Source organism: Mycobacterium sp., from assembly GCF_035499775.1.
Taxonomy (GTDB): Bacteria; Actinomycetota; Actinomycetes; order Mycobacteriales; family Mycobacteriaceae; genus Mycobacterium.
The window spans coordinates 1-2,397 of record NZ_DATJYB010000173.1 but is presented as its reverse complement, the minus strand read 5'-3'; the positions used below and the strand labels follow the sequence as shown (position 1 = coordinate 2,397).

At 64.3% G+C, this 2,397-nt stretch carries 3 protein-coding genes; all 3 read left to right on the top strand.

Annotated elements, in window-relative coordinates; translation table 11 throughout:
* Positions 1–552, top strand: a 552-nt coding sequence (locus tag VML93_RS11910) for a CoA transferase (protein WP_325610798.1), incomplete at its 5' end; no start/stop codon positions are given.
* A gap of 224 nt (positions 553–776) precedes the next feature.
* Complete coding sequence (locus tag VML93_RS11905; RefSeq protein WP_325610796.1) at positions 777–1,190, top strand: Zn-ribbon domain-containing OB-fold protein; 414 nt, start codon at positions 777–779, stop codon at positions 1,188–1,190.
* A 133-nt stretch (positions 1,191–1,323) separates the two neighbouring features.
* On the top strand, positions 1,324–2,397 hold a 1,074-nt coding region (locus VML93_RS11900; RefSeq protein WP_325610795.1), incomplete at its 3' end, for a thiolase family protein.

Below are 2,397 nucleotides of genomic sequence, written 5' to 3'. Positions count from 1 at the left end.
AGGGGATGGGCACGCTATGGGAATCGGTCGCCTTACAAGGCCGCGGCGCCCCACGGGGCCTACCGCACACAGGGGGACGATCGTTGGATCGCGATCGCCGCGTTCACCGAGGAGCAGTGGCAAGCAGCGGTGCAGGTCCTCGGCATCCAAGCGCCGGCAGCAGACGACCGCCTCACCTCGCTTGAGCTCCGGATCCAGAATCAGGAGTTCCTCGATTCGGTGATGAACGAAGCCACCAGCGGCCGCGAAGGCTACGCACTCATGGCGAAACTACAAGCCCGTGGAGTCCCCGCCGGCGTCTGTCAGAACGCCGAGGACCTCTGTGACACCGATCCGCAACTCAAGCACCTGGAATGGCGGGTGGAGCTCGATCAAACTGAGATTGGGCGCTGGCCCATCAGAGAGCATCCGGTGAAGATGTCCGAAACGCCGGCCTACATCGGTGGCCGGCTGAACCGCTCCGGTCCGAACTACGGTGAGGACAACGAGTACGTCTTTGGTGAGCTGCTCCACCGCAGCGAAGAGGAGATCGACCTGCTGGCAAATGCCTGATCGTCGAGCCGACCCACGTCGTCCTGGGCCGCAGGCCCAACCCGCATCCGGCCGGATCGCGCTGTTGCACAGTGGTACGACGACCGCCCACACGGTGCGACACGCCATTCGGCAGCGAGTTCCGCGCCGGCGCGGCACGGGACCATCGCGAGCAAGCAGCTTCGAATGACACCCGTTACGATCAAGGCGTCCGCGGCTGTCGCGATGAATGCCCGCGACCGGACATGACGCTGCATCCACCCGCACCCGTTGCTGATGAACTCTCCGCACCGTTCTGGGAAGGCGTCAAGGCCGGAAAGTTGCTTTTGCAGCGCTGCTCTCAGTGCCGGCGACTTCAGTTTCCGCCAACCGCCGCCTGCACTCAGTGCTCCGGAGGCGAGTTCTCCCTGGAACGGGTGAGTGGCCGCGGCACCGTGTTCAGCTTCACCGAGACCGTTTCTGGGGCGCGGCACCCGTACTTCCAGGCCGCCTCCCCTTACCTTGTTGGGGAAGTCGAGTTGGACGAGCAGGAAGGCCTGATTCTTGTGTCGAACTTTCCCGGCTCAACGTACGCGGATCTCCGAATCGGCGCGCCCGTCGAAGTTGAGTTCCAGACGATCACCGACGAGTCCGTCATTCCGCAGTTCAGGCTCGTTTGATGTCCCACCAATGTGGAGGCTGGTCAGAGCGCGATTGCGACAGCCACCCGCAAGCCGTCCCGCTGCATCGGGCGGGCGCTATGCAGGCTGCGCTGTCCCGGCTGACGAGCTCAGGCTTCGCCAGTATTCACAGATGAGCAAAGGGCGACACACTGCTGCGTTCGTCGGCTTCAGTCAGTCCCGCATTTTTCGGGGCCCCGAGGTACCGCTTGGCGAACTGGCGGAGGAGGCTAGCAGGGCAGCGATCACTGATGCCGGTTTGGCGCTCGACCAGATCGACGGTGTGGTCTGCACCCCGGACGCGCCGTTTTCGATGGCAAGTTCAGCGGACGGCATCGAGTTTGTGTCGACGGAGTTTCTAGTCAGATCTCTCGGCCTGGAGCCGCGCTGGACAGCCGACGTAGCCGGCACGATCGCGAATTCTGCGCTGGCGGCGATCCGAGCGGTCGAATCGGGCCGGTGCCGCTACGCGCTCTTGTTCCGGGCCCTGCACAACCCCGGCGCTGGCGTCTATGGACATACCGAGGAGACCGAGGCCGGGCAGATCGAGACGCCCGGGTTGGACTCGGTCCAGTACCTCGAACAGTTCCGGGCGCCTTACGGTCGCTATCCGCCCGCCGACGCCGCGGCGCTGCCGTGGAGCCGATATCAAGCGAAGTATAAAAGCGGAAGCCGCGAACAGATGGCAGCCTTGGTCTTGCAGGCACGTCAAAACGGCCTGGCATATGAGGGCAGCTACTGGGCGCAGTACAAGCCGATCGAGCTGTCGGTCGACGACTATCTGAACGCCCGGATGGTGTCGCGACCGGTGTCTATCTACGACTGCGACCTGCCGGTACAGGGCGCGGCGGCCTTCATCATTACCACGGCCGACCGGGCACGCGATCTGGCCCAGCCAGCGGCATACGTCCATGGCGTAGCCGATGGGACGCCCCCACGCGGCCGCGTGACGGTCGACGAATCGTGGGAAGAACAGTTCACCGACAACCGGGACATCGGCAGGCGATTGTGGGCCGACGGCGGGCACTCGCCGGATGAGGTAGATCTCGCGAATCTCTACGACGGTTTCAGCTTCATGACCATCACCTGGCTCGAGGGCCTCGGCTTATGCGGTGAAGGTGAGGCTTTCGACTTCATCCAGGACGGCCGCATATCGCCCACCGGGCAACTGCCGGTCAACCCCTCCGGGGGCAACCTCGGGACCGGC

Excerpts from the sequence above, each read along its gene's own strand:
- VML93_RS11905 (WP_325610796.1), top strand. The coding sequence starts at position 777 with ATGACGCTGCATCCACCCGCACCCGTTGCTGATGAACTCTCCGCACCG.